Raw genomic sequence first — 25,631 nt, 5'->3', positions numbered from 1 at the left:
CCAACCCCCAAAGACGGAGACACTCCATGAAAGCCAGCCTGACCCGACAGAGTTTCATCGCCGGCCTCGCTCTCGCCGGCCTTTCGCTGAGCGCAGGCTCCGTCCTGGCGCAGGGCGCGGCGAAGGTCGGCCAGCCCGCACCTGCCTTCCAGGCCGTCGACGCCGACGGCAAGACGCGCAATCTCTCGGAGTTCACCGGCAAGACCGTGATCCTGGAATGGACCAATGCCGACTGCCCCTATGTCCGGAAGCACTACAACAGCGCCACCATGCAGACGCTGCAGAAGGACATGGCCAAGGAGGGCATCGTCTGGCTCTCGGTCGTGTCCTCGCCGGTCGGCGAGCAGGGCCATGTCGACGGCACCGCGGCCAAGGAGTTGACGACGAAGCGCGATGCGGCGCCGGCCGCCGTGCTGCTCGACCCCAACAGCAAGGTGGCGCGCGCTTATGGAGCGACGACGACGCCGCATATGTACATCGTCGATCCCAAGGGCACGCTCGCCTATATGGGCGCGATCGACGACAAGCCCTCATCAAACCCGGCGAGCCTCAACGGCGCCAAGAGCTATGTCCGGCAGGCCGTGGCCGAGCTGAAGGCCGGCAAGCCGGTCAGCGAGGCGGCCACCAAATCCTATGGCTGCGCGGTGAAATACGCGCCGCTGAGCTGAGAGGGCTTCAGCGTAGAGCCTTCTGCCGGAAAGCACCGGATCCGCGCGACGCGTCTTCCCTTCTCCCCCATCAAAGTCGGCTGTTGCCGACTTTGACACTTTGAGTTGCCCATCTCGGGCAAGCCCGAGATGGGTGGGAGAAGGTGCCCCCGGCAGGGGCGGATGAGGGGGCGCCGTGCCCTATCCGGTTAGCGTCGTGTTCGGCCAGGCGGAAAGCTCACAGCGCCCCCTCATCCGTCAGCGCTGCGCGCTGCCACCTTCCCCCGCCAGGGGGGAAGGGAAGAACCCACACCAAATCGCCGCCGGCGTTTCCGCTACGCTTCGCCTGAGAATGACGGCGGGTGCGTTACACCCGCCCCAGCCGGCCACCCGTTTGCACGTCGAAGACATGCACCCGGTCCGGATTGACCGTGATCCAGAGCCGGCCAGCCTGCGCCGAAACCACATCGGTTGCCGCCTGCATCACGAAGGGCAAGCCGGCGAGCTTGCCGTGGAAGAGCTGCGTCGCTCCCAACTCCTCGATGAACTCGACATCGAAGGGCAATGAGCCGGCTTCGCCCTCCGAGGCGATCTCGACATCCTCGGGCCGCAGGCCGACCTCGACGGGAGAACCCGCCGCCAGATCCTCGCGCAGGTCGCGCGCCTCGAGGATCGCTTCGCCGAGCGCGACGATGCCGGGCCCATCGATCGTTCCAGGCAGGATGTTCATCGGCGGCGAGCCGATGAAGGTCGCGACGAATTTGCTCGCGGGCTTCTTATAGACCTCTGCCGGCAGGCCGATCTGCTCGACCTGGCCGCCATTCATCACCACGAGCTTGTCCGAGAGCGTCATCGCCTCGACCTGGTCATGGGTGACGTAGATCGCGGTGACGCCGAGCGCGCGCTGCAGCTTCTTGATCTCGACGCGCATCTGCACGCGCAATTTGGCGTCGAGATTGGAGAGCGGCTCGTCGAACAGGAAGACCTGCGGCTTGCGCACGATGGCGCGGCCCATGGCGACGCGCTGGCGCTGGCCGCCCGAGAGCTGCTTGGGGCGCCGCTCGAGCAAGGCCTCGATCGCCAGGATGCGCGCGGCTTCCTTCACGCGGGCGTCGATCTCGTCCTTGGGCGTGCCGAGATTGCGCAGGCCGTAGGCCATGTTGTCGTAGACGCTCATATGCGGATAGAGCGCGTAGTTCTGGAACACCATGGCGATGTCGCGCTCGGCCGGGCCGATCTGGTTGACGACGCGATTGCCGATCGTGACCTCGCCCGACGAGATCGTTTCCAGCCCCGCGACCATGCGCAGCAATGTGGACTTGCCGCAGCCGGACGGGCCGACGAGCACGCAGAAGCCGCCATCGGGGATGTCGAAGGACACGCCCTTTACGGCTTCGACGCCGCCGAAATAGACTTTTTTGACGTTGGTGAGGGTGACCTGGGCCATTCTTGGGCTACTTCTCGGTTTCGACCAGGCCCTTCACGAAGAGCCTCTGCATCAGGATGACGACGAGCACCGGCGGCAGCATCGCCAGCATGGCGGTGGCCATGGCGAGCTGCCATTCGGTGAGCGCGTCGGAGGTGACGATCATTTTCTTGATGCCGATGACGATGGTTTGCATCGAGTCCTTCGTCGTCACCAGGAGCGGCCAGAGATACTGGTTCCAGCCATAGATGAACTGGATCACGAACAAGGCCGCGATCGTCGTCATCGAGAGCGGGATCACCGTGTCCTTGAAGAAGCGGAATGGCCCGGCATTGTCGATCCGGGAGGCTTCGAGCAATTCGTCGGGGATCGTCATGAAGAACTGGCGGAACAGCAGCGTGCCGGTGGCCGAGGCGATCAGCGGCACGGCGAGGCCCTGATAGCTGTCGAGCATGTTGAGATCGGAGACGACCTTGAAGGTCGGGAAGATGCGCACCTCGACCGGCAGCATCAGCGTGATGAAGATGATCCAGAACGCCGCCATCCGGAACGGGAAGCGGTAATAGACGATGGCATAGGCCGAGAGCACCGAGATGAAGATCTTCCCCAGCGCGATCGCCATCGCCATGATGAAGGAGTTCAGCATCATCCCGGCGACCGGCTCGCGCGTCGTGCCCGAGGTGCCGACGAACAGGATGCGGTGGTAGTTCTCCAGGAAATACGGCCCCGGCCAGAGCGGCAGCTTGCCGTTGATGATGGTCGAGGCATCCCAGGTCGAGGCGACGAAGGTCAGCCAGACCGGGAAGGCGACGATCAGAACCCCGATCGTCAGGATGATATAGGCGATAGCATCGCCCAGGCGGCGGTCTTCGACCATCAATATTCGCCTCTTTCGGTGAAGCCGATCACGCGCTCAGCTCCGTGGTTTCGTCATGGTGGCAAAGAACAGCTCGAGCAGCGCGGGCGCAGCCTCCTCCGTCGCGCGGATCTCCTTGCCTTCATCCAGCACCGAGAAATGGTCGTAGACATAATGCCATTTCGGCGCCTGCCCGGTATTTGCCGGCGCGGGCGGCGTGAGTTCATAGGCCTTCGTCGACAGCCGCCATCGTTTCGAACCGTCTCCGACGGGGTGAAACTGCAGGAAGAGCCGCAGCGCCTGTGGCCAGACGAAGGAGGGTGCTGCGCTGTTTGGCCCCTCGGAAAGACCGGCCTCCGCCGCGCCGACAGCGATGAGCTTGATCGAGGCTGCCGCGGCTTGCCGCTCGGCTTCGCGGGAGGCGACGCCGCATGCTGTCGCGCCCCATTCCTGGCGCGAGGGCATGCAGAAGAGGACGATGCCGGGCCAGGCGTCGATCATGCGAGCAGGCAACGCAGGCGTGGTCTGAAGAGCCTGGGCATGAGCAGCCGCGATCAGCGCTGCCGATGCGGAGAGCAGTCCGACGGACACAAGCCATGCGAGGCGCCGGCGCATCAATAGCTCACCTTGCGCTCGATGAAGCGGAACTGGATCGCCGTCATGCCGATCACCATGATCAGCAGGACGACCGATTGCGCCGCTGAGCCGCCCAGATTCGAGCCACCCTTGCCGTCGGAATAGACCTTGTAGACCAGCGTCTCCGTCGCCCCCGAAGGTCCGCCGCCGGAGATCGTGTCGATGATGCCGAAGGTGTCGAAGAAGACATAGACGATGTTGACGGTGAGCAGAAAGAAGGTCGTCGGCGAGAGCAGCGGGAAGATGATCGTCCAGAAGCGGCGCATCGGCTTGGCTCCGTCGATCACGGCCGCCTCGATCACGCTTTTGGGGATCGATTGCAGGCCGGCGAGGAAGAACAGGAAATTGTAGCTGATCTGCTTCCAGGTCGCGGCCAGGATCACCAGTGTCATCGCGTCATTGCCGTTGAGGCGCGGGTTCCAGGCTATGCCGAGACTGTTGAGGCCCCGCGCCAGCATGCCCAGCGAGGGATCGAACATGAAAATCCAGAGCACGCCGGCAACAGCCGGCGCGACCGCATAAGGCCAGATCAACAGCGTCTTGTAGATCTCGGCGCCCCTGATCTGCCGGTCGGCCATCACGGCGAAGAGCAGTGCGATCGACAGCGAGAGCACGCAGACGAAGGAGGAGAAGATCGCGGTGTTGATCAGCGCCTTGTAGTAGCCGGGATCGGCGAACAGGTCGTGATAGTTCTCGAACCAGACGAATTCGGTCGAGGTGCCGAAGGCGTCCTGCAGCAGGAAGCTCTGCCAGACCGCCTGGCTCGCCGGCCAGTAGAAGAACAGCACAGTGATCACCAGCTGCGGCGCGAGCAGCAGGACCGGAATCGTCAGGCCGCTGAAATAGGCGTTCTTCTGCATTGCGTCGCTGTCTCGGGAATGTCGTCAGAAACGAGATCAAACTGATCGTATATCCGCACTGTCATCCTGGCCGTAGCGAAGCGGAGCGCCGGGATCCATCGTAGCGCGCTGAGCTTTACGATGGATCCCGGGGCAACCTGCGGTCGCCCAGGATGACGGCGAGGTTGTTAGAACACGCTCAACGCGACGCCGTGCGCTCGAACTGGCGCAGCATCTGGTTGCCGCGCTCGACGGCTGCGTCCAGCGCCGCCTTCGGCGCCTTCTGGCCGTTCAGCGCCGCTTCGATCTCCTCCGACCAGATGTCGCGGATCTGGACCAGGCTGCCGAAGCGCAGGCCGCGCGAATTCTCGGTCGGCTCCTTGTTGGTCAGCTCCAGGATCGGCGTCTCGAGATAGGGCTTGTCCTTGTAGAAGCCGGACGCCTTGACCTTCTCATAGGCCGCCTTGGTGATCGGCAGATAGCCGGACTCGGTGTGCAGCTTCACCTGGCGGTCGACGTCCGACAGGAAGGTGAAGAACTTGGCGACGCCTTTGTATTCGTCGGCCTTCTTGCCGCCCATTACCCATAGCGAAGCGCCGCCGATGATCGAGTTCTGCGGCGCGCCCGTGGCCTCGGGGTAATACGGCATCGGCGCATTGGCCCAGTCGAACTTGGCGTTCGCCTTGACGTTGCCGAAGAAGCCCGAGGAGGTCAGCATGATCGGGCATTCGCCCGAGGTGAAGCGGCCTTCGCCATTATTGGTGCGGCCGGAATAATCGTAGGTCTTGTCCTTCTGCAGCTCGACCAGATTGGTCAGGTGCTTGACGAAGAGCGGGCTGTTGAAGTTCAGCACGGAGTCGAAGCCGTCGAGCCCATTGGCCTTGGTGGCGATCGGGATGTTGTGCCAGGCGCCGAACTGCTCGATGTTGGCCCAGGTCGCCCAGGCATTGGTGAAGCCGCATTTATCGAAGCCGGCAGCCTTCAATTTCTTGCCGGCCTCGAACACCTCGGGCCAGGTCTTGGGCGGGGCGTCGGGGTTCAGGCCCGCCTTCTTGAAGGCGTCCTTGTTGTACCACATCACCATCGAGGACGAGTTGAACGGCATCGAGAGCATGTCGCCCTTGGCCGTCGAATAATAGCCGGTAATCGCAGGCAGATAGGCCTTCGGATCGAATGTTTCGCCGGCTTCCTTCATCAATTCGAAGACGGGCTTGATCGCGCCCTTGGCCGACATCATCGTGCCGGTGCCGACTTCGAAGACCTGCAGGATATGCGGCGCGGTGCCGGCGCGGAAGGCGGCGATGCCGGCATTCAGCGTGTCGGGATAGGAGCCCTTATAGGCGGGGACGATCTTGTAGTCCTTCTGCGAGGCGTTGAAATCCTCGGCGAGCTTCACCACCACGTCGTTATTGGCGCCGGTCAGCGCATGCCACCACTGGATCTCGGTCTGCGCCAGGGCAGGAGCTGCGCCCGCGAGCACGAAAGCGGCGGCCGAGATCAGGATCGTCGATTTCACTGTCATTGATGTCGTCTCCCTTATCCACCCTTGCGCGCGGCATGGCGGCTCTTGTCGTTGGTGCGCAAGCTAGCATGAAGCGCAGGTGACGTTTCAACGACAAAAGGATGACGCTCGCCAAGGGGGCGCTCGGCGGTTTCCCCAGTCTTGACCGCTCGAAACCTTGCCGGCGCGGCATCCTGGAGATGAGGGCCGTGGCTGCAGCATGGGCCCAGAGTCCATAACAGCCTCTAGGCCCATGCGCCGGGCGGGGCTTGCGCAAATGGCTGGAAGCGGCTGTTCTCCGCACCCCCACCTTGCCGGCCGATGGAACATCACGATGACGCTCGCTCTGACCCCCGAGAATACGCTGCCGGCCGATGCCGCAACCGCCGCGCTCGTCGGCCGCGCCTGGTTGCCGGATGTCGCCGGGCCGGCCGTCGTGGTCCTGCGGGAGGGGCAGCTCGTCGATGTCACACGCACCTTTCCAACCATGCGCGATCTCTGCGAGGCGCCCGACCCCGCCGCTGCATTGAAGGCCGCGAAGGGAGAGGCGATCGGCTCGCTTGCCGAGATCCTGGCGAACACGCCGATCGATGGGCGCAACCCGTCAAAGCCCTGGCTGCTCTCGCCGCTCGACCTTCAGGCCGTGAAGGCGGCCGGCGTCACCTTCGCGGTCTCGATGCTGGAGCGCGTGATCGAGGAGAAGGCGCGCGGCAACCCGGCCGCTGCGGTGGCTATCCGCGAGGAGATCGGCAAGCTCATCGGCGACGATCTCTCCAAGCTCAAGCCCGGCTCGCCCGAAGCGATGCATCTCAAGGAGGTGCTGATCAAGCAGGGCGCCTGGAGCCAGTATCTCGAGGTCGGCATCGGGCCGGACGCCGAGATCTTCACCAAGGCGCCGCCGATGTCCTCGGTCGGCACTGGCTTCGACGCGGGCCTCCACCCCGCCTCGACCTGGAACAACCCCGAGCCGGAGATCGTGCTGATCGTCGCCTCGACCGGCGCGATCGTCGGCGCGACGCTCGGCAACGACGTCAATCTGCGCGATGTCGAGGGCCGCTCGGCGCTGCTGCTCGGCAAGGCCAAGGACAACAATGCGGCAGCGGCGGTGGGCCCTTTCATCCGCCTCTTCGACGCGGGTTTCTCGCTCGATCATGTCCGCAAGACCACCGTCTCGCTGACGGTCAAGGGCGAGGACGGCTTCACGCTGGAAGGCTCGTCCTCGATCGCCAAGATCAGCCGCGATCCGGCCGATCTCGCCAAGCAGATGCTCGGGCCGCACCACCAGTATCCGGATGGCGCAGCGCTCTATCTCGGCACCATGTTCGCGCCGATCAAGGATCGCGACACGGTCGGCGGCGGCTTCACCCATAAATACGGCGACATCGTCACCATCGCCGCGCCCGAGCTTGGCGCGCTGGTCAACCGTATGCGCCGTACCGATGAGTGCGAACCCTGGACCTTCGGCGCCTCGCATCTGATGCGCAGCCTGGCCAAGCGCGGGCTGCTGTGACGCAAGGGGTGATCCTCGTCACCGGCGAGGCGATCGGCGATTTCATCCCGCGTGACGGCGAGGGCAGGCATTACGAGGCGGTGCTCGGCGGCTCCGGCTTCAACGCTGCGCTGGCGCTCGCCCGCTTCGGCGCGAGCGTCGCTTATGCCGGAGCGCTCTCGACCGATGCGCTCGGCCGGCGCTTTCGCACGGCCCTTGCCGCCGAGGGTATCGATGCCGGCCTGGTTCATGACAGCGCTCGTCCCAGCGCCATCGCGGTCGTCGCTCCGCTCGGGCCCGGAGGCGTTCCCGAATTCGGGCTTTACCTCGACGGCACGGCTCATGCCGAGCCGGAAGGGACGCCACGCTCCAGTCCTCCTGGCGTCATCCACCTCCACGCCACCTCCTTCGGCGCGACCGTCGGCCCGTCCGGCGAGGCGACACTGGCGCTGATCGAGAGCGCGAAGGCGCAGGGCGCGAGCATCAGCTACGACGTCAACATTCGCGCCTCGGTGCTGCCCGAGCGGGCGCTCGCGACAGCGTTGATCGAACAGCGCATCGCGCTCGCAGACATCGTCAAGGTCAGTCTGGACGACCTCGCCTGGCTGCATCCGGACTGGCCGGCCGAGAAGGTCGTGGCGCATTGGCAGGGTCTTGGCGCGGCATGCGTGCTGGTGACGCGCGGCGGGCAGGGCGCGTCCTGCCACGGCGCCGATGGCCCGATCGAGAGCGCCGCGCCGTCCGTGGTCGTGGTCGATACGGTCGGAGCCGGCGACACCTTCATCGGCGGCGTCCTGGCGGTCTTGGCAAGGCGCGGTCTGCTCGGGCAAAAGCTTACATCGGCGACACAAGGCGATCTGCAAGCCGCGCTGGCCTTCGCCTGCGAGGTGGCCGCCGATAGCTGTACGCGCCCTGGATGCGATCCGCCTCGCCGCAGGGCGACATAGATAGGCATGCCAAATCGGCACGATTCAGAGCGCCGAGAGATCGATCGAAGGAAATTTGCCCCGATGCGCCTGAGCTATCTCGACTACCACACCTGCGGCGAACCCGTTCGCATCGTCACCGCTGGCTATCCTGAGCTCACGGGCGCCACTATCCTCGACAAGCGCAGGCAAGCCCGCGAGCAACATGATCATCTGCGGCGCGCGATGATGCTGGAGCCGCGCGGCCATGCCGGCATGTATGGCGTCATCCCGGTCAAGGCGTCGCATCGCGATGCCGCCTTCGGCGTGCTGTTCACGCATAATGAAGGCTATTCGACCATGTGCGGCCACGCGACCATTGCGCTCGGCCGCTATGCGATCGAGCACGGGCTGGTGCCGGCGGTCGAGCCGGTCACGCGCTTCGCCATCGAGGCGCCTTGCGGGCTGGTCAGGCTTGCCTGCGAGGTCAAGAGCGGGAAGGTCGGCACCGTGACCTTCGAGAGCGTGCCGGCCTTCGTCCAGGTTCGGGATCGGGTTGTCGATGTCCCGGGCCTGGGGCCGATCACCACCGACATTGCCTATGGCGGCGCCTTCTACTGCATCCTGCCGGCCTCCCGCCTCGGGCTCGACCTGTTCGAGACGCCGGTCGCGCGGATCGTCGAGGCGGCCGGCGCGCTCACCGACGCTGTCCGCGCCGGGCCGGCGATCACTCACCCGACCGAGCCCGATCTCGGCTTTCTCTACGGCACGATCGTCACCGACGAGGCGGGGCGTGACGAGACGAGCTTCAATCTCTGCGTCTTCGCCGAGCGCCAGATCGACCGCTCGCCGACGGGCTCGGGCGTTACCGCGAGGATGGCGCTGGATCATGCCAAGGGCCTGATTGGCCCCAGTCGGACCCGGCTTTTCCGCAGCATCACCGGCGGCACGTTCTCAGGCCGCGTCCTCGGCCATGCCGATTATCCGGCTCCCGGCGCCGTGACGATCGCGGTCGGCGGCATCGGTCATTTCGCGGGCGAGGGGGTCTTCACCATCGAGGCCGACGATCCGCTCGGCTGGGGTTTCGAGCTCCCGGCGCGCTTCGCGGAGATTTAGAGCATTGCGCGAAAAAAGTGGGTACCGGTCTTTCGCTTGAGCAATGCTCTAAGCTTTTAGAATCGATCACGTCGCATTCGGACGATTCCGTCCGAATGCGACGTGATCTTGAGCGTTTCGAGCGAAGTGGGTGCCGGTTCGCGTGAAGAAAACGCGTTAAGACAAAAAATGGGAGCAATCGAACGATCCGGATGGATCGGAGGTTGCTCAGGCGCGGGGCGATTGAAGGGCGCGGTATTTCGCCTCGCCCTGGCGGAACGAAGCCTTCGAGTAAGGTTTCTCTGGCAGTGTTCCGCAGATTTGCGGCGGGAGAGGGCGATGACATCGGGCGTTGTGATGGCGGAAGACAGACAGAAAGCCCTGCCATCTCTGCTTGGCGCGCCGATTTTCTGGCTTGCAGTCTTTCTCCTGCTTGTTCTGTGCGGTCTTGCCTTGCCGCTGCGCCTGCCGCTCGGCCCGAATTACTGGGACACTGACGTCTATCTCGACGCGATCCATCGCATCCGCCTGGGGCAGGTGCCGAGCAATGACTTCTTCGCGCCGGTCGGTCCGCTCGGTTTTTATCTCGCGGCCGGGCTTGCCTCCCTGTTTCCTCAGGCGCAGCCGATGCTGCTGGTCAACTGGGCGCTGTTGCCGGTCGCGCTGCCTGTGCTCGCCGCCCTCGTCGTCGATGTCCAGCGGCTCTCGCGGCGCCAGGCGCTGGCGCTGGTCCTGCCCTTCCTGCTCTTCGCGCTGCTGCCGATCAATCTGCACAGCCTCTATCCCGCGCCGGGCTTCGACGGCTTCGGCCATTACAACCGCCATATCGCCTTGCTGCTCTATCTGCTGGTGGCGACGCTGCTCTTCGTCAGAAATCGCAGGCTCCTGACCGGCCTCGTCGCGGTGCTGATGCTGACGCTGTTCCTGGTCAAGATCACCGGCGCGGTCGCTGGCGCGCTCCTTGTCGGCTACGCGCTTGTCGCCGGCCGCCTGCGCCTGCGTGAGGCTCTGCTCGCCGCTGCGGCGGTTCTCGTCGCGCTTGGCCTGCTCGATCTCGCGACCGGGATCGTGCGTGCCTATCTGCGCGACATCCTGATCCTGATTTCGCTCAATACCGGCACCTTGCTGCCGCGTTTCCTCACCGTCGCCTCGGTGAAGTTCAATGTCGTCGGGCCCTGCCTGGCGCTGATCTGTGCGCTTTTCGTCGCGGCCTGGCGCGACGGGGCGCGACCGACCCTCGCCGGGGCATGCGCGGTCGTCGCCTCGCCGCTCGGCTGGTTCATCGCCGTCTTCGCGGCGCTGGCCTTCTTCGAAACGCAGAATAGCGGCTCGCTCGAATTCATCGGGCTCTGGCCGGTGCTGCTATTGGTGCTGATGCAATGGCAGGGGCGCCAGGGCGACGTGCTCAGGCCGGTCGTGCTGGTCCTGGCGCTCGCGGTCACGCTGCCCAGCCTGGTGATCGTCGTCGAGCGCGCCGCCCGTGCGCTGCTGGGGGCGCCCGGCTATGTCGAGCTTGTCATGCCCGATCTCGGGCCGCTCGGCCGCGTCAGCCTGAAGCCCGAATATCTCGAGCGCGGCACGGACATGCTGGAGCACTATGCGGCGCATCAGCAGACCTATCGTGACCTGACGCGTCGGGGTGTCCTACCCACCTCGATTCTCTTTTCGGAGATCGACTACCAGGCGACCTGGCTGATGGAGGTCCAGCAGGCCGTCTCGGCCATTCACGCCTGGGAGGCGAATAACAGTCGCCGGCTCCAAGGCATCTTCACGCTCGATTTTGCCGACCCGGTCAGTCACTTGCTCGGCCGCGCCGCCCCGCGGCATGTTCCGATCGGCATCGATCCGGGCCGCACCAACCCGGCCGTGACGCCGGCGACACTGGAGGCGTTGCGGGCGACGGACGCGATCCTCGCACCGAAATGCCCGCCGACGCCGGAGCGCGTGGAGATCGCGACGCATTTCGCCGCGGCGCTGGAAGGGCGCAAGCTTGTGGCGCTCGCGCCCTGCTGGGACATGTATCTGAAGCCGTAGCGGTTCAGCCCGCAACGCCCGCCGTCTGCCCGGCTTCCCAACCCAGGATGGCGCGCTTGCGCGTCAGGCCCCAGTGATAGCCTGTCAGCGCGCCGGATTTCCCGATCACGCGATGACAGGGCACGACGAAGGAGATCGGGTTCTTGCCGACCGCCATGCCGACGGCGCGCGCGGCGCTCGGCTTGCCGATGTGACTTGCGACATCGCCATAGGTGGTGGCGCAGCCGACCGGGATCCTGAGCAGCGTCTCCCAGACCCGAACCTCGAAATCCGTGCCGATCAGCACGACGCGCAGCGGCGTCTCGGCCGACCAGGCGGCGGGGTCGAAGATGCGCCCCGCATAGGGTTTCGTCGCCATGGGGTCGTAGTGGTAGTCGGCATGGGGCCAGCGCCGCATCATGTCCGCCAGCGCCTCGGCGCGGCCGCCGACGACCTTGCCGCCATCGACTGAAGTCGAGACCCAGCCGAGCCCCGCCAAGCCGCGATCGGTGGTGACGATCAGGGCTTCGCCGAAGGGCGAGGCATGGAAGCCATAGGACAATCGCAAGCCGCCGCCGCCCGCCTTCCATTCGCCCGGCGACATCGCCTCATGGGTGACGAAGAGATCGTGCAGTCGCCCCGGCCCCGACAGCCCGACCTCGTAAGCCGTGTCGAGGATGCTGGCGGAGGCGCCGAGCAGGCCCTTGGCATGGTCGAGCGTGATCGCCTGCAGGAAGGCCTTGGGTGTGAGCCCGCACCAGCGCCGGAAGAGATGGTGGACATCGGTCGGCGTCGCGCCGGCGGCCTCGGCGATCGCCTCGATCGTAGGCTGCTCGCGCCATTTTTCGGTGATGAAGGCCAGGATCCGGCGCACCGTGTCGTAATCTGAACCCGGCGCGGTCGAGGGAAAATCGGCCTCGGCCGGCATGGCCTCGGTGGCGCGCGCCAGAACGGCGTTGGTGAAGCGTGTCGGGGTCATCGCACCGAGCTTCTGGATATGAGCGGTCATGGGATCAACCTCGCATCGAATGTCATGATGCGAAACTAGGGATGCAAGGGGAGGGACTCCACCCGAAAGCTGGCAAGATGGGGCGGGCCGGCCGCATCAGGCTGCCGATACCGGCGGCTCCTCCTGAAGTCGCCGGCCGCGATGAGGCGTTGGCGCACGGCCTCGGACGCGGTCAGGGCGTGGTTTCATCATTGTGCGTTCATTCCGAAAAACCAGCTTCGCTTATTCTGTGTCTATACCTGACGATGCGGCACAGGCATTGTTCTAGCGAGCCGATTTGAGCGTCTGCTCGCGCAGTCATTGGAAGGAACCGACATGTTTCGCATTCTGGCCGCCATGTTCGGCATCGTTTTGCTGGCAATGCCCGCATCGGCGCAGGTCGCTCCCTTCCCCGCGGCTTTCCGCACCCAGGAGATCGCGAGCAACGGCACCACCATTCATGTCCGCATCGGCGGCAAGGGCCCGGCGGTGGTTCTGTTGCACGGCTATGGCGAGACCGGCGATATGTGGGCGCCGCTGGCGGCCGATCTCGTCCGCGACCACACCGTCATCGTTCCCGACCTGCGTGGCATGGGCCTCTCATCCAAGCCCAAGGGCGGTTTCGACAAGAAGACACAGGGCGGCGACGTTGCCGGCGTTCTCGATGCACTCAAGATCGAGAAGACGGATCTGGTCACCCACGACATCGGCAATATGGTCGGCTATGCCTTTGCCGCCCTGCACCGCGACCGCGTGACGAAGTTCGTCTTGATCGACGCGCCCTTGCCGGGTGTCGGCCCCTGGGAAGAGATCCTCAAGAACCCGCTGCTCTGGCATTTCCGCTTCGGTGGGCCCGATATGGAGCGGCTCGTCGCCGGCCGCGAGCGCATCTATCTCGACCGGTTCTGGAACGAGTTCTCTGCCACGCCGAGCCGCTTCACCGAAGCCTCGCGCCGACACTATGCCGCGCTTTACGCCAAGCCGGGCGCGATGCATGCCGGCTTCGCGCAGTTCGCAGCCTTCGATCAGGATGCGATCGACAACAAGGCTTTCGTGGCAGCGGGCAAGCTGACCATGCCTGTATTGGCGCTGGGCGGCGAGAAGTCCTTCGGGCTGACCATGGCCGCGGTGATGAAGTTCGCGGCCAGCAATGTTCAAGGCGCAATCGTCGCCGATTCCGGCCATTGGATCATGGAGGAGAACCCGGCTGCGACCACCAAATTGGTGCGGGCGTTCCTCGACGCCAAGCCGTGACGGAGCAGTTCAGAGCTCTACTCCAGGAGTCGAGAGCATTGCTTTCGCGAAAGATTGGCGCGAGCCGTTCAGCGCGGCTTTAGCGCGGCAACGAAAACCCGCAACCCCTCCCGCGTCAGGCGCTGGTTGTTGCGATACCATTCATCCCGTGTCGCGAAGACGGCCGAGGTCTCGTCCCAGCCGCTGCAGCTATGGTCCGACTGAGCGGCGAAGAAGCCGACGAACGCCTCCTCGCTTGGCCAGGACGTGATCGCATCGCCGGTATTCTGGCCGCCGTCGAAGATATCGCAGAGCTTGACGCCGTCTTGAGTGCGGATCAGGCCCTGCCCGCAGAAATCGCGGTGGAACTCGCGCACCAGCCCCTCTCCGGGCGGGCATGTCATGAGCTTGCGCCAGACCATGCGCGGCAGTTCCGGCCCGAACGGCGTCCGGTCGAGCCGGTCGCGCAGCACGAGCCCGTAGGCGCGCACCCGCTCCTCGCCGCTCTGCCCTGGCGCATCCTCGTCGGCGTTCGGCATCCGCGCTCCCGGCTTCCTGACGAGCAAAGTTGCGATCAATCCGAGGATGACCGCAGCCGAAATCAGCGGAATGATGATGGCGGCCAAGATTCACACCCGAAAAGCTGACATTTGACAGGCCTGATTCGGGCCTGTCAGGCCGCTCCATAATCCGGGCCGCGCCTCGCGCTCGCCAGCGCCGCGCCCAGCGCGTCCGCAAAGCCCTCGCGCTCATGCGGCGACAGCGCTCCCGCCACCGCGACGCTTTGCCCGCGCGAGACCAGGCTCAGCCGCAGCAGACCATAATCCTCGTCCTCCTGGCGCTCGAGCTTGGTCCAGGCCGGGTTGAAGCGCCAGACCGCCTCGCGGCCATGATGCGAGACCTTGCGCAGCAGCACTTCGAGCGGCGTCACGATCACCCGTTCGAAGGCGCGCGCATGGCGGAAATTGACGTGGAAGGCGATGAACAAGGCCGCGACATCGAGGCCGAAGAAGCCCGCCACCGGCCAGGCGCCGAGCACGACGAAGGGGATCGAGGAGACCACGCTGGAGAGGCAGACCAGCGTCATCACGATGCGGAAGCCGTTCTGCCCCAGCGAGCGATGCGGCGTGATCGTCGCGTCGAAGACGGGACGCTCGGCCGCCATGGCCGAGGCGTCGCCGGTCGCGGCTGAATCGGACTTGCCGGGGTTCATGGTCCAATTATAACGCCTCGATGATGCAAGAGAACAGGCCCAAACGCCGCGCACCCGCCGCTCCCGGGATCACGAAGCCGCGCGCACGCAGCGCCGCCGAAATCCGTGAGATTTTCGAGCGTTTCCGCGCCGCCGAGCCCGAGCCCAAGGGTGAGCTCGAACACATCAACGCCTTCACGCTTCTGGTCGCCGTCGTGCTCTCGGCGCAGGCGACCGATGCAGGCGTCAACAAGGCGACGCGCAAGCTCTTCGAGCTCGCCGATACGCCGGAAAAGATGCTGGCACTGGGTGAGGAGCGGGTGCGCGAGCTGGTCAAGACCATCGGCCTCTTCCGCACCAAGGCGAAGAACGTGATCGCGCTGAGCGAAAAGCTGATCGCCGAGTTCGGCAGCGAGGTGCCGGCCAACCGCGAGGCGCTGGAGACGCTGCCCGGCGTCGGTCGCAAGACGGCCAATGTCGTGCTCAACATGGCCTTCGGCGAGATCACCCACGCAGTCGATACCCATGTCTTCCGCGTCGCCAATCGTTTGCGCATCGCACCGGGCAAGAACGTGCTGCAGGTCGAACTGGGGCTGGAGAAGGCCGTGCCACGGGAGTTCGGCCGGCATGCGCATCACTGGCTGATCCTGCATGGCCGTTACACCTGCAAGGCGCTCAGGCCCGAATGCGGCCGCTGCCTGCTCGTCGATCTCTGCGATTCCGCGGATAAGCGCGTGGTCTGACCGTCGCGGACATGAAAAAAGCCCGTCGCCTCGCGGCGGCGGGCCATCGCGTCATGTCACGGCCCGGTCAGGCCGTGGCATGTGGCTCGTGCCGATAATCCCAGACCGCCCAGGCCGAGACCGCCGCCGTCAAGGCGCCGAGGATCATATGGGTCCAGAACGCGTTGAAGTTGCCGGTAAAGCCGAGCATCCAGGGGGCCGCCATCAGCCAGACGCCGAGCGCCAGGTTCACCCATTCCTCCCATTCGGCGAAGATCGAAAGCGCCGCGAAGGCCACCAGGGCGAGCGCCACGGCGACGATCCAGGCGTTTCGGGTGGGCACGGGAAAGCCCACGAAGCCGAAGATCCAGGGAGAGATGAACAGGCACGCGGCGAGGATGAGGTTGCACAAGTCCTGCGGCCGTCTGCCGTCCGTATTCGCGGTCAACATGATCACCTCCATGAGTGTCGATCATCCAAACCACTGCCCTCGCACATGGAGTGCTTGGTGCCTGTCAATATAATCCTGTCAAAATAGCCATTCAAGGGCAGCTTTCCCCAACGCACATGGCCGGCCAAAGGCCGGCCATGACTTTAACGGAGACCCTCAAGGCGCGGACTTACCTGTCTGCAACTTGGAGGAGCAGGCACGCGGTCCCGCTCACTTCGCGTCGAGCAGTTCCTTCACCGAGAGCAGCACGAGTTCGTTGTCGTCGGCCTTCTTCGGATCGCGCGAGGAGGAGAAGGGCAGGTTGTTGTCGTTGCCGACGACGATGATGCCGTTGGCGCGGTCGACGACATCGACGTTCTCGATGGTGAAGAAGGGGAAGGGCAGCACGCCGTCGATGGCGCCTTGCCTGGCCTTCTTGTCCGGGTCGGCGATCTTCAAGAGGTCGATGAAGCCGACCTTGCGCACCGGCTTGCCGACATTGGCGTCGGTCATTTCGATCTTCACGATGCGCTTGAACTTGGCGAGGTCGTGGAAGCAGTCGGGGCCCTTCTGGCCAGCGGCGCAAGCCCTGTCGGCGGTGCCTTCGCCGTTATCTCTTTCGATAATGAGAGCTGTAGTCCCGTCGATCATGTTGAAGTCGCCGATGGCGTTGCCTTTGGCTTCCAGCGGGAAGAGCCAGGAACGGCCGGTCCACTTCTCGGCAGCCACGTCGAATTCGAGGATGCGCAGCACCTCCTTGCCGTCGACCTCCTCATTGCCCTTGGTCTCGGCGTTCCAGAGTGGGCCTTCCAGCAGCGGATAGAGGAAGCGGCCGTCGGGCGACGACGCCATGCCCTCAAAACCCTTGGAGCGGCGGACATTGAACTCGACCGGGAGGTTGGGCGCGTTGGGCGTGGTCACGGCGTAGTGGTCGGGCGAGCGGGCTGGCTTGCCGTCGACGAGCGTCTCGAACACGGCCTCGACCTTGCCGTCGGCGTCGACGCGGATGAGATAGGGGCCGAACTCCTCGCCGATCCAGAATTTGCCGCCGATCGGCTGGATCGATTCCGGATCGAAATCCGCGCCGGTCAGATAGCGCTTCTCCGTGCCCTCATGGACGATGCGGAAGGGGATCTTCTTGTCGGGGTCGTGCAGGAAGGTGGTCGCGGTCCGCTCGATCTTGCCGCTGGCGAAATCGGCCTTGAGGCGGTGGAAGAACAGCATCGCGTCCGGTGAGTTCGCCTTGGCGCCGAAGCCGTTATCGGTCAGTACCAGGAACTCGCCATTGCCCAGCGAGCGGATGCCGGAGAAGCCCTGCACCGGCTGGCCGGCAAACGGCGTCGACAGGCCGGTCGGACGCCCGCCCGAAGTGCCCATCACCGTGCCGACAGCCTCGACGCGCTTGCCCGCCGTGACGAACTTGCCGGAGACCTTGAGGTCGGCCGGCGCATCGGCCGGGGCGGCGATGACCGTGTTGGCCGGCAGCAGGGCATGGCCGGCGAGCTTGGCGGGGAATTCCTTCTGCGCATCCTGCGCGCCGGCGATGATGGTCGATGACAGCAGCAAGGCTGCGACGAGGGACAGGCGCATGGAACGCTCCGGGCTGGGGGAATGACCCAGAGGACTTGGCGGGACCGCGTTTCAGCGCCACGACGGTGGGATGACGGAGCGATGACGGTCTGCCTTTGTCATTCCGGGGCGCTGCGGAGCAGCGAACCCGGAATGACAAGGAATCAATATCCCCGCTGGGGATCGACGACATGCTCCAGCGGCTGGCCGGCTTCCAGGCGCCGGATCTGCGCCGCGATCAGATTTGCCACCGCCTCGGGCTCGGACATTGCGGCGTTGTGCGGCGTCACTGTCACCGCCGGATGGCTCCAGAGCGGGGAGTCCGCCGGCAGCGGCTCGGTCTCGAACACATCGAGCGTCGCGCCCTTGAGCGTGCCGGCCTCTAAAGCCGCCATGATATCGGCCTCGACCTGCAAGCCGCCGCGCCCGGCATTGATCAGGAACGGTCCGCCGAGCCGGCCATCCCTTGCGAGGCCGGCGAGCAGGGCGGCGTTGATCGTGCCCTTCGTCTCCGGTGTCAGCGGCAGCAGGCTGACGAGGATGTCGGTACGCGCCAGGAACGCGGCCATGCCGTCCTCGCCGGCGAAGGTGGTGAGGCCCTCGACGTTCTTGGGGCTGCGGCTCCAGCCTGCCACGTCGAAACCCATGACCTGGAGCTTGCGCGCCGCATCGAGCCCGAGCTCGCCGAGCCCCATGATGCCGATGCGCACCGAGCGCGCCGCCGGCTGGTGGCGGTCGTCGTCCCAGCTCTTGGCGGGCTGCTGGCGGTCATAGCGGCGCTGCTGACGCAGGATCATCAGGCAGTGCATCACGATGTATTCGCTCATCCGCGTCGTCAGGTCGGGGTCGACGACACGCGCGATCGGCGCCTCGGGCAGGCGCTGGTCGGCGAAGAGGAAATCGACGCCGGCGCCGAGCGAGAAGATCGCGGCGAGGTTCGGCAGTCCGGCAAGGCTCCCCTCAGGGTGCTTCCAGCTCGCAACGTAATGCACTGCGCGCCGATCGAAGGGCTCGCCGAGGATCACCACGGGGATGTCGGGCAGCAGCGCCTGGAAGCGGGCGCGCCAATCCTCGACATGCCAACCGGTCATCGCCAAAAGCAGACTCATGCGTGCGAACTCTCCGTGATGCGTTCCGTAACGAGCGGGCCGTGGCCGGCCGCACCTTCGCCGATGCGATAGGCCTGCCGCAAGCGGGCCTCGGCGGCAGCGAAGCCGGCTTCGCTGCCTGCATGAACGATGCCGAGAGGACGTTCTGGCCCCGCGGCGTCACCGATGCCGGCGAGATCGACGATGCCCACGCTGTGGTCGATCCGGTCTTCGGCGCGGCTGCGCCCACCTCCGAGCGCGACGATGGCGAAGCCGATGCCGCGCGTGTCGACGGCCTGGACCGTGCCCAGTGCAATGGAAAAGACGGGCTTCACGACCGGCGCCGGCGCGAGATGCTTTTCCGGCCGTTCCAGCAGGTCCGTTGGCCCGCCCAGCGCCGCGATCATCTGCGCGAAGCGCTCTGCCGCCGCGCCCGAGGCGAAAGCGGCCTCGATCTTCGCGCGGGCCTCGGCGAGATCACCTGCGAGCCGGCCCAACAGCAGCATTTCGGCCGCCAGCGCCACCGTCGCCTCATGGAAGCGCGGCTCGCGTCGCCTGCCCGTCAGATGATCGAGGGCATAGGCGACTTCGAGCGCATTGCCGGCCGCGCTCGCCAGGGGCTCGTTCATGTCGGTCATCAAGGCCGTCGTCGGCAGGCCCGCGCCATTGGCGACGCCGACCAGCGCGTTGGCGAGTGCACGCGCCTGGCCGTAATCGGTCAGGAAGGCGCCCGAGCCGAACTTCACATCCATGGCGAGGCCATGCAGCCCGGCCGCGAGCTTCTTCGACAGGATCGAGGAGGTCAGAAGCGGGATGGTCTCGACTGTCGCCGTCACGTCGCGGATCGCGTAGAGCCGCTTGTCGGCGGGGGCGAGATCGGTGGTCTGGCCGATGATGGCGCAGCCCTGCTCGCGCACCACCTTGCGGAACAGCGCGATGTCGGGCTGCGTGACATAGCCCGGCACGGCGTCGAGCTTGTCGAGCGTGCCGCCGGTATGGCCGAGTCCGCGCCCCGAGATCATCGGCACGAAGCCGCCGCAGGCCGCGACCGCCGCCGCCAATGGCAGGCTCACAGTGTCGCCGACGCCGCCGGTCGAATGCTTGTCGAGGGCTGGGCCGGGCAGGTCGTCCCAGTTCAGCACCGTGCCGGAATCGCGCATGGCGAGGGTCAGCGCGACACGCTCCTTCGCCGTCATGTCGCGGAAGAAGATCGCCATCGCAAAGGCGGCGGCCTGGCCCTCGCTGACCGAGCCGTCGGTGATGCCCGAGACGAATTGCCGGATGTCGGCATCCGGCAATTCAGCGCCGTCGCGTTTGGCGGCGATGATCTCCTGGGTCAGCTTCATCTCAATAAGGTCCGTTCGCCTGTCCCGCTGCGCCGCCCGCGATCACGTCGACGAGCACCTGATGCAACCCGCTCGCGCCGAAACGAAAGCTCTCCGGCGTCGCCCAATCCGGCCCCATGATCGCATCGGCAAGCGCGAGATAGCTCGCCGCATCGGACAAACTCCTGATGCCGCCGGAGGGTTTCAACCCCACGGGGCGCTTGGTCGCCCCGATGACCTGCAGCATCGTCCGTGCGGCGGGAATGCTGGCCGAATGGGCCGTCTTGCCGGTCGAGGTCTTGATGAAGTCGGCCCCTTCGGCGATGGCGAGCTCGGCGGCGGCCTGAACCTGGGCGAGATCGGGATATTCCCCCGTCTCCAGGATGACCTTGAGCCGCTTGTCGCCGCAGCGCGATTTCACCAGCCTGACCATGGCGCGCGGGCTGTCGAGAAAGCCGGCGAGGAAGGCCTGCCAGGGCAGGACGAGATCGATCTCGTCGGCGCCGTCGGCAAGCGCTTGTTCGGTCTCGCGCAGGACCGGGGCGATGGCCGTCCCGCCTTCGGGGAAATTCACCACGGTTGCGATGCGCACCGGCCCGTCGCCCAGCAAGGCGCGCGCCTGGCAGACGAAGCGCGGCCAGATGCAGATGGCCGCGACCGGGCCGGGCGCGGCGACGGCGCGTGCGCACAGGCTGCTCAGGCCGGCCTCGTCGGGATTCTCGGCAAGGTCCGTCAGATCGAGCAGGGCAAGCGCGCGCGCCGCGACAGATGCGTCGGACATCGGGTCAGAGCTCCGACAGGAAGCCGCGGAAGAGGCGCCGCAACCCGGTCGAGGCGGCGGTCGCGACATCGCGTGTCTCGGCATGATGCGGGGTGCCGCCGAGCAGGCCCGCTCCCATATTGGTGATGACCGAGATGGCGGCGACGCGGATGCCGAAGCGCCGGGCGAGGATCACCTCGGGCACGGTCGACATGCCGACGAGGTCGGCGCCGAGTGTCTTCGCCATCCTGATCTCGGCCGGTGTCTCGAAGCTGGGACCGGTGAACCACATATAGACGCCTTCGCCGAGATTGGCGCCGGAGCTCGCTGCGGCCTTCTTCAAGCGGAGGCGCAGATGCGGATCATAGGCATCGACCATCGGCACGAAGCGGCCGTCGCCGACATCACCGACCAGCGGATTGGGGCCGTTGAGGTTGATGTGGTCGGTGATCAGCGCGAGGCCGCCGGGCCGGAGATCGGGCTTCAGCGAGCCTGCCGCATTGGTGAGGATCAGGGGCGGTGAGCCGAAGGCGGTCAGCATGCCGAGCGGCACGCGCATCGCTGCCGGGTCTCCGGTTTCGTAATAATGCGCCCGGCCCTGGAAGATCAGCACCTTCTTGCCGAACAGCGTGCCGTAGCAGAGCTGCCGGGCATGGCCCGAGACCTCGCCCAGGGGAAAGCCGGGGATCGCCGAGAACGGAATCGCGACCATATCGGCCATGTCGTCGACGATGCGGCCGAGCCCGGTTCCGAGCACGAGGGCGCAGTCGATGGGGCCATCGACCCCGCGGTCGATCAGCGTTCCTGCCGCCTCGTCGAAGATTGTGTCAACAGCCATTCGCCCGCCCCCTGGCCTTCGGATTCACCCATGCGGACGAACACTCGTCGATTGCGCAAATCACTGGCGCAAATTGTCTGGTCCGAAGGAGGCTGGCAACAGCTCGGCCAGCGAAAAGCGGGCGCGAATGCCGTTTGGGCCGGCGATCGCGATCGGGGTCGCGGGCGCGGCGAATTCGCGGATGCGCTGGCGGCAGCCGCCGCAAGGCGTGACCAGCGCATCCCCGTCGCCGAGCACGAGCAAAGCGCGGATGGCGCGCCCGCCGCCGGCGATCATGGCCGAGATCGCGCCGGCCTCGGCGCAGACGCCGACCGGATAGGATGCATTCTCGACATTGCAGCCCGAATAGACCGCGCCGTCATCGGCGAGCAGCGCCGCGCCGACCTTGAAGCGCGAGTAGGGCGCGTAAGCCCGAGCCTGGACAGGTTGGGCCACCGCGAAAAGGGCGTCGAAATCGGGCTCGTCGGTCATCTCGGCTCAGCGTTCCTTGACATAGGGCAGGCCCGAGGCCTTCGGCGGCGTCGATTTGCCGATGAAGCCGGCGAGCAGGATCACCGTCATCAGATAGGGCAGGGCCTGGATCGCCTGCACCGGCACCTGGCCGATGCCGGGCACTATGACGCCTTGCAGCCTGATCGCAACCGCGTCGAGCAGGCCGAAGAGCAGGCAGGCGCCTAGCGCCGGCCAGGGACGCCAATTGGCGAAGATCACGGCGGCGAGCGCGATGAAACCCTTGCCGGCGGTCATATGCGGCAGGAAGCCCGCCGATTGCGAGACGGCGAGATAGGTTCCGCCCAGCCCGCACAGCACTCCGCAGATGATCACCGCGCCGTAGCGCAGCCCCGCGACCGAAATGCCGGCCGTGTCGACTGCCGCCGGATTTTCGCCGACGGCCCGCAGCCGCAAGCCGAACCGCGTCCGCTTCAGCACCAGGGCGGTCAGAACGAGGCAGCCAAAAGCGAGGTAGACCGGCGCGGCATGGCCGGAGACGACCTCGTCATAGAACGTCCCCACGACCGGCACAAGTTCGCGCGCCCAGGCACCCAGGGGCAGAGTCAGATCGGGGAAGCGCGCCGACCCTTCGAGCGAGGGGGTGCGTCCGCCCTGGCCGTACCAAGCATTGCCGAGGATCACGGTCAGCCCCGCCGCCAGCATGTTGATGGCAACGCCGGAGACGATCTGGTTGCCGCGCCAGGTGATCGCGGCGAAACCATGCACCAGTGCGAGCATGACGGAGGCGAGGATACCGGCGCCAAGTCCTGCCCAGGCCGAGCCTGTCGCGAAGGCGGCGACAGCCGAGGCGAAGGCGGCGATCAGCATCTTGCCCTCGAGCCCGATATCGACGATGCCGGCCCGCTCCGACCACAGCCCCGCCAACGCGGCGCAGAGCAGCGGGACCGACAGCCTGACGGCCGAGTCGAGCACGACGGCGATGGTCTGGACCCATTCCATGGTCAGCGCGCACTTCCGAATCTGAGCCCGCTCGCGACGATGCGCCGGAACAGCCCGTCCAGCGCTCCTGCGAACAGGATGATGACGCCACCGATGACCACGACCATGTCGCGGGTGATGCTCGGCTTGTCGAAGGAAAGCTCGGCTCCGCCTTGATAGAGCACGCCGAACAGCAGCGCCGCGAGCCCGACGCCGACCGGATGGCCGCGCCCCATCAGCGCGACCGCGATGCCGACGAAGCCATAGCCGGCGGTGAAATCGAGCAGCAGCCGGTGCTGCACGCCCATGACCTCGTTGACGGCAAGGCCGCCGGCGAGCGCGCCCGAGATCGCCATCGCGACCATGATGATCCGCGTAGGCGAGATGCCTGCATAGGCGGCCGCACGCGGATTGGCCCCGACCGTGCGGATCGCGTAGCCCAGCCGCGAGCGATAGATCAGCACCCAGATCGCGACGAGCGCGGCCAGCGCCAGCAGGAAGGCGCTGTTCAGCGGCGTCGCCGGCAGCTTGAGGCCGAGCGGCGCGAGCAATTCATGCATCGGCGTCAGGATCGCGTGGCGGGCGAACTCCGATGTCTCGGCCTGCATCGAGCCAGGCTTTCCGATGACCTCGACCAGCAGGTAGACGCTGAGCGTCGCGGCGATGAAATTGAACATGATCGTGGTGATGACGACATGGCTGCCGCGCGTCGCCTGGAGCCAGCCGGGAATGAAGCCATAGAGCGCGCCGCCCGCCGCCGCCGCGAGGATCGCCAGCGGCACGAGCAGAATGCCGGGTAGGGGCGCAAGCCAGAGGCAGGCGAGCGCGACGAAAATGCCGGCAATCGTCGCCTGTCCCTCGCCGCCGATATTGAACAGCCCGGCATGGAAGGCGACTGCGACGGCAAGCCCGGTGAAGATGAAGTTCGTCGTGTAGTAGAGCGTGAAGCTGATGCCCTCGGCGCTGCCCAGCGCGCCGCGCAGCAGCAATGTCGTCGCCTCCAGCGGGCTCTCGCCGATGCCGATGACGACGAGGCCTGCAACGACGAGGGCTGCCGCGACGGACACGAGGGGAACCAGGCCGGCGTCGGCCCAGCGCGGGAGGTCGATGGGGGTGGCGCTCATGCTGCCTCGCTCACGCCGGCCATCAGCAGCCCGAGATCGCGCTCGTCGGCTGTCTCCGCCGCCCGTTCGCCCGTGATCCGTCCACCGCACATGGCGAGGATCCGGTCGGACAGCGCCATCACCTCCTCCAGCTCCACCGAGACCAGCAGGATTGCGACGCCGGCATCGCGCAGCGCGATCAGCCGGCGATGGATGAACTCGATCGCGCCGATATCGACGCCGCGCGTCGGCTGGCCGACGAGCAGCACTTTGGGCGCGCGCTCGATCTCGCGGGCGAGCACGATCTTCTGCTGGTTGCCGCCGGAGAACTTCGCCGTCTTCAATGCGGGGTCGGGCGGGCGCACGTCATAGGCCGTAAACGCCGCACGCGCATGGGCTTCGATCGCCGCGGGCGACAGGAAGGGGCCGGGTCCGAAGGCGGGCTCGTCATGATAGCCGAGGATCGCGTTCTCGGCGGCCGAGAAGGCGGTGACGAGCCCGGCCTTCTGCCGGTCCTCGGGGATATGCATCACTCCGAGCTTGCGCAGGCGGGCAGGGTTGCGCTCGGTCGCGTTGAGGATCTGCCCGTTCAACCGGATCACGCCGCGCGAGGGCTGGATCAGCCCGGCCAGAACCTCAAGCAATTCGCTCTGGCCGTTGCCGGCGACACCGGCGATGCCGACGATCTCGCCGGCATGCAGCGTCAGGCTTGCGTCCTTGAGCGTCTCGCAGCCGCGCCCGTCGACATAGGACAGCCCAGCGATCTCCAGCACGGCCGGGCCAGGCTGGCGCGGCGCTTTCTCGACCCGCAGCAGCACGCGCCGGCCGACCATCGCCTCGGCCAGGGCGGCCGGCGAAGTCTCGGCCGTTTTGACATGCGCGACCATCTCGCCACGCCGCATCACCGAGACTCTGTCGGTCACGTCCATGATCTCGCGCAGCTTGTGCGTGATCAGGATCACGGTCTTGCCCTGGCGCTTCAGCGCCCTGAGCAGGCTAAAGAGCTGGTCGGCTTCCGGCGGCGTCAGCACGGCGGTGGGTTCGTCGAGGATCAGGATATCGGCGCCGCGATAGAGCGCCTTCAGGATCTCGACGCGTTGCTGCAGGCCGACGGAGAGATCGCCGATGATGGCGTCCGGATCGATGACGAGGCCGTATTCCTGCGAGAGCCGCGCGAGCTCGGCCCGCGCCTTGGCGAGCCCGCCTTTCAACCAGGCGCCGCCCTCGGCTCCAAGCACGACGTTCTCGACGACCGACAGCGTCTCCACCAGCATGAAATGCTGGTGGACCATGCCGATGCCGGCCGCGATGGCCTCGCCCGGGGAGCGGATCTTGCGCGGTGCGCCCGAAACCCTGATCTCGCCGGAATCGGCCTCGTAGAAACCGTAGAGGATCGACATCAAGGTCGATTTGCCGGCGCCATTCTCGCCGACAATGCCGTGGATCGAGCCGGCGGCGACCTTGAGCGATACGTCCTTATTGGCCTGGACCGATCCGAAGCGCTTCGAGATGCCGATCAACTCGATGGCTGGGGCCGGTTTCACG

Annotated in this window: 25 protein-coding genes; 7 read left to right on the top strand and 18 right to left on the bottom strand. The window is 66.1% G+C overall.

The window, feature by feature from the left end; translation table 11 throughout:
* The first annotated feature begins 26 nt into the window (after positions 1 to 26).
* Positions 27 to 668: a thioredoxin family protein gene (locus tag ACSQ3P_RS11675; protein WP_436165733.1), complete on the top strand. Its 642-nt coding sequence runs from the start codon at positions 27 to 29 to the stop codon at positions 666 to 668.
* Between the two features lie 346 nt (positions 669 to 1,014).
* Here the strand turns inward: ACSQ3P_RS11675 and ACSQ3P_RS11670 are convergent, their stop codons facing one another.
* The 5 genes from ACSQ3P_RS11670 to ugpB form a co-directional block, all read right to left on the bottom strand.
* Positions 1,015 to 2,094 (bottom strand): sn-glycerol-3-phosphate import ATP-binding protein UgpC, encoded by a 1,080-nt coding sequence (locus ACSQ3P_RS11670; RefSeq protein WP_436165732.1) that lies wholly within the window; start codon positions 2,092 to 2,094, stop codon positions 1,015 to 1,017.
* A 7-nt stretch (positions 2,095 to 2,101) separates the two neighbouring features.
* On the bottom strand, positions 2,102 to 2,950 hold the full coding sequence (gene ugpE / locus ACSQ3P_RS11665; protein ID WP_436165731.1) for a sn-glycerol-3-phosphate ABC transporter permease UgpE: 849 nt from the start codon (positions 2,948 to 2,950) through the stop codon (positions 2,102 to 2,104).
* 36 nt (positions 2,951 to 2,986) lie between these two features.
* A complete protein-coding gene (locus tag ACSQ3P_RS11660) occupies positions 2,987 to 3,544 on the bottom strand; it encodes a hypothetical protein (RefSeq protein WP_436165730.1) in 558 nt (185 codons plus the stop codon).
* The gene (gene ugpA / locus ACSQ3P_RS11655; protein WP_436165729.1) at positions 3,544 to 4,425 is read right to left on the bottom strand and encodes a sn-glycerol-3-phosphate ABC transporter permease UgpA; all 882 of its coding nucleotides are present in this window, start codon (positions 4,423 to 4,425) and stop codon (positions 3,544 to 3,546) included. The genes ACSQ3P_RS11660 and ugpA overlap by 1 nt, the downstream gene beginning before the upstream one ends.
* A gap of 178 nt (positions 4,426 to 4,603) precedes the next feature.
* The gene (gene ugpB, locus ACSQ3P_RS11650) at positions 4,604 to 5,926 is read right to left on the bottom strand and encodes a sn-glycerol-3-phosphate ABC transporter substrate-binding protein UgpB (RefSeq protein ID WP_436165728.1); all 1,323 of its coding nucleotides are present in this window, start codon (positions 5,924 to 5,926) and stop codon (positions 4,604 to 4,606) included.
* A gap of 313 nt (positions 5,927 to 6,239) precedes the next feature.
* Between ugpB and ACSQ3P_RS11645 the strand changes: the two genes are divergently transcribed.
* From ACSQ3P_RS11645 to ACSQ3P_RS11630, 4 genes are all read left to right on the top strand, one after another.
* Positions 6,240 to 7,415 carry a fumarylacetoacetate hydrolase family protein gene (locus ACSQ3P_RS11645; RefSeq protein ID WP_436165727.1) on the top strand — a complete coding sequence of 392 codons (1,176 nt, stop codon included), beginning with the start codon at positions 6,240 to 6,242 and terminating at the stop codon, positions 7,413 to 7,415.
* Positions 7,412 to 8,341 (top strand): carbohydrate kinase family protein, encoded by a 930-nt coding sequence (locus ACSQ3P_RS11640; protein WP_436165726.1) that lies wholly within the window; start codon positions 7,412 to 7,414, stop codon positions 8,339 to 8,341. Before ACSQ3P_RS11645 ends, ACSQ3P_RS11640 begins: the two co-directional genes overlap by 4 nt.
* Before the next feature lie 63 nt (positions 8,342 to 8,404).
* Entirely contained in the window at positions 8,405 to 9,415 is a 1,011-nt protein-coding gene (locus ACSQ3P_RS11635) for a proline racemase family protein (protein WP_436165725.1), read from the top strand.
* 318 nt (positions 9,416 to 9,733) lie between these two features.
* Positions 9,734 to 11,428 carry a hypothetical protein gene (locus ACSQ3P_RS11630; RefSeq protein WP_436165724.1) on the top strand — a complete coding sequence of 565 codons (1,695 nt, stop codon included), beginning with the start codon at positions 9,734 to 9,736 and terminating at the stop codon, positions 11,426 to 11,428.
* A 4-nt stretch (positions 11,429 to 11,432) separates the two neighbouring features.
* Here the strand turns inward: ACSQ3P_RS11630 and ACSQ3P_RS11625 are convergent, their stop codons facing one another.
* Positions 11,433 to 12,335, bottom strand: coding sequence for a methylated-DNA--[protein]-cysteine S-methyltransferase (locus ACSQ3P_RS11625; protein ID WP_436166241.1), 903 nt, complete (start codon positions 12,333 to 12,335; stop codon positions 11,433 to 11,435).
* Positions 12,336 to 12,731: 396 nt separating this feature from the next.
* Here ACSQ3P_RS11625 and ACSQ3P_RS11620 point away from each other — a divergent pair, with 396 nt between their 5' ends.
* Positions 12,732 to 13,649: an alpha/beta fold hydrolase gene (locus ACSQ3P_RS11620; RefSeq protein ID WP_436165723.1), complete on the top strand. Its 918-nt coding sequence runs from the start codon at positions 12,732 to 12,734 to the stop codon at positions 13,647 to 13,649.
* 68 nt (positions 13,650 to 13,717) lie between these two features.
* On the opposite strand, the gene ACSQ3P_RS11615 is transcribed toward ACSQ3P_RS11620, so the two are convergent.
* The gene (locus ACSQ3P_RS11615) at positions 13,718 to 14,254 is read right to left on the bottom strand and encodes a hypothetical protein (RefSeq protein WP_436165722.1); all 537 of its coding nucleotides are present in this window, start codon (positions 14,252 to 14,254) and stop codon (positions 13,718 to 13,720) included.
* A 47-nt stretch (positions 14,255 to 14,301) separates the two neighbouring features.
* Positions 14,302 to 14,841 (bottom strand): DUF2244 domain-containing protein, encoded by a 540-nt coding sequence (locus ACSQ3P_RS11610; protein ID WP_436165721.1) that lies wholly within the window; start codon positions 14,839 to 14,841, stop codon positions 14,302 to 14,304.
* 20 nt (positions 14,842 to 14,861) lie between these two features.
* Between ACSQ3P_RS11610 and nth the strand changes: the two genes are divergently transcribed.
* Entirely contained in the window at positions 14,862 to 15,563 is a 702-nt protein-coding gene (nth, locus tag ACSQ3P_RS11605) for an endonuclease III (protein WP_436165720.1), read from the top strand.
* A 67-nt stretch (positions 15,564 to 15,630) separates the two neighbouring features.
* Here nth and ACSQ3P_RS11600 read toward each other — a convergent pair whose 3' ends face one another.
* From ACSQ3P_RS11600 to ACSQ3P_RS11555, 10 genes are all read right to left on the bottom strand, one after another.
* On the bottom strand, positions 15,631 to 15,993 hold the full coding sequence (locus ACSQ3P_RS11600) for an SPW repeat protein (protein ID WP_436165719.1): 363 nt from the start codon (positions 15,991 to 15,993) through the stop codon (positions 15,631 to 15,633).
* A gap of 210 nt (positions 15,994 to 16,203) precedes the next feature.
* Positions 16,204 to 17,562 (bottom strand): esterase-like activity of phytase family protein, encoded by a 1,359-nt coding sequence (locus tag ACSQ3P_RS11595; protein WP_436165718.1) that lies wholly within the window; start codon positions 17,560 to 17,562, stop codon positions 16,204 to 16,206.
* Between the two features lie 143 nt (positions 17,563 to 17,705).
* On the bottom strand, positions 17,706 to 18,650 hold the full coding sequence (locus tag ACSQ3P_RS11590) for a 2-hydroxyacid dehydrogenase (RefSeq protein ID WP_436165717.1): 945 nt from the start codon (positions 18,648 to 18,650) through the stop codon (positions 17,706 to 17,708).
* Positions 18,647 to 19,975, bottom strand: coding sequence for a thymidine phosphorylase (deoA, locus tag ACSQ3P_RS11585; RefSeq protein WP_436165716.1), 1,329 nt, complete (start codon positions 19,973 to 19,975; stop codon positions 18,647 to 18,649). Before deoA ends, ACSQ3P_RS11590 begins: the two co-directional genes overlap by 4 nt.
* A gap of 1 nt (position 19,976) precedes the next feature.
* Positions 19,977 to 20,735: a deoxyribose-phosphate aldolase gene (deoC, locus tag ACSQ3P_RS11580; RefSeq protein WP_436165715.1), complete on the bottom strand. Its 759-nt coding sequence runs from the start codon at positions 20,733 to 20,735 to the stop codon at positions 19,977 to 19,979.
* A 4-nt stretch (positions 20,736 to 20,739) separates the two neighbouring features.
* Complete coding sequence (locus ACSQ3P_RS11575) at positions 20,740 to 21,552, bottom strand: purine-nucleoside phosphorylase (RefSeq protein WP_436165714.1); 813 nt, start codon at positions 21,550 to 21,552, stop codon at positions 20,740 to 20,742.
* Positions 21,553 to 21,612: 60 nt separating this feature from the next.
* On the bottom strand, positions 21,613 to 22,023 hold the full coding sequence (locus ACSQ3P_RS11570) for a cytidine deaminase (RefSeq protein WP_436165713.1): 411 nt from the start codon (positions 22,021 to 22,023) through the stop codon (positions 21,613 to 21,615).
* 6 nt (positions 22,024 to 22,029) lie between these two features.
* Positions 22,030 to 23,004 (bottom strand): ABC transporter permease, encoded by a 975-nt coding sequence (locus tag ACSQ3P_RS11565; protein WP_436165712.1) that lies wholly within the window; start codon positions 23,002 to 23,004, stop codon positions 22,030 to 22,032.
* A 2-nt stretch (positions 23,005 to 23,006) separates the two neighbouring features.
* Entirely contained in the window at positions 23,007 to 24,107 is a 1,101-nt protein-coding gene (locus tag ACSQ3P_RS11560; protein WP_436165711.1) for an ABC transporter permease, read from the bottom strand.
* Positions 24,104 to 25,630, bottom strand: a complete 1,527-nt coding sequence (locus tag ACSQ3P_RS11555) for an ABC transporter ATP-binding protein (RefSeq protein ID WP_436165710.1) — start codon at positions 25,628 to 25,630, stop codon at positions 24,104 to 24,106. The genes ACSQ3P_RS11560 and ACSQ3P_RS11555 overlap by 4 nt, the downstream gene beginning before the upstream one ends.
* Position 25,631 lies beyond the last annotated feature (1 nt).

The organism is Allobosea sp. LjRoot9 (assembly GCF_964252745.1).
Taxonomy (GTDB): domain Bacteria; phylum Pseudomonadota; class Alphaproteobacteria; order Rhizobiales; family Beijerinckiaceae; genus Allobosea.
The sequence above is the reverse complement of the archived record's forward strand: the minus strand, read 5'-3'. Positions and strand labels throughout refer to the sequence as shown.